Origin of the sequence: Holdemanella sp. DFI.5.55 (genome assembly GCF_020593575.1) — a bacterium.
In the GTDB taxonomy this organism is placed as follows: Bacteria; Bacillota_I; Bacilli_A; order Erysipelotrichales; family Erysipelotrichaceae; genus Holdemanella; species Holdemanella hominis.
Map to the genome: position 1 here is coordinate 1 of NZ_JAJDMK010000176.1, position 862 is coordinate 862.

The window sequence follows — 862 nt, forward strand, 5'->3', positions numbered from 1 at the left end:
TTGTGTTAGGTTCAGGACCAATTCGTATTGGACAAGGTGTTGAGTTTGACTATGCGACAGTACACTGCGTAGAAACATTAAGAGATGCAGGATATGAAGCTATCATCATCAACAACAACCCAGAAACTGTATCAACCGATTTCTCAATTAGTGACAAATTGTATTTTGAACCACTAACTACAGAAGATGTAATGCACGTTATTGATTTAGAAAAACCATTGGGTGTTATTGTTCAATTTGGTGGACAAACCGCTATCAACTTAGCAGATTCATTGGTAGAACATGGTGTTAAGATTCTAGGTACTTCACTACACTCTATTGATTTAGCGGAAGACCGTCATGAATTTGAAGCGATGTTACATAAATTGAATATTCCTCAACCACAAGGTGAAACTGCAGTAACAGTTGAAGAATCACTCGTTATCGCCAATAAGATTGGTTATCCAGTACTTGTTCGTCCAAGTTACGTATTGGGTGGTCGTGCTATGGAAATCGTACATAATGATGATGAATTAAGAGTATATATGGCAACAGCCGTAAAGGAAATCAGTCATGATGCTCCAATCTTAGTTGATAAATATATTGTTGGTAAAGAACTAGAAATCGATGCGATTGCGGATGGAAAGAACGTATATATTCCAGGTGTCATGGAACATATCGAACGTGCCGGTGTTCACTCTGGTGACTCAATTAGTGTATATCCAACTCAGACAATTTCTCAACAAGTGAAAGATACAATTATTGATTATGGAACAAGAATTGGTAAAGGCTTTGAATTTGTTGGTTTATACAACATCCAGTTCATTGTAGATAAAGAAAGTAACGTATATGTATTAGAGGTAAACCCACGTTCATCTCGTAC

Annotated in this window: 1 protein-coding gene; it reads left to right on the top strand. The window is 36.9% G+C overall.

Annotation, left to right across the window (positions count from 1 at the left end; translation table 11 throughout):
* Positions 1-862 (top strand): ATP-grasp domain-containing protein (locus LJE08_RS13650; RefSeq protein ID WP_227403536.1); only part of this gene is annotated, 862 nt, incomplete at both ends.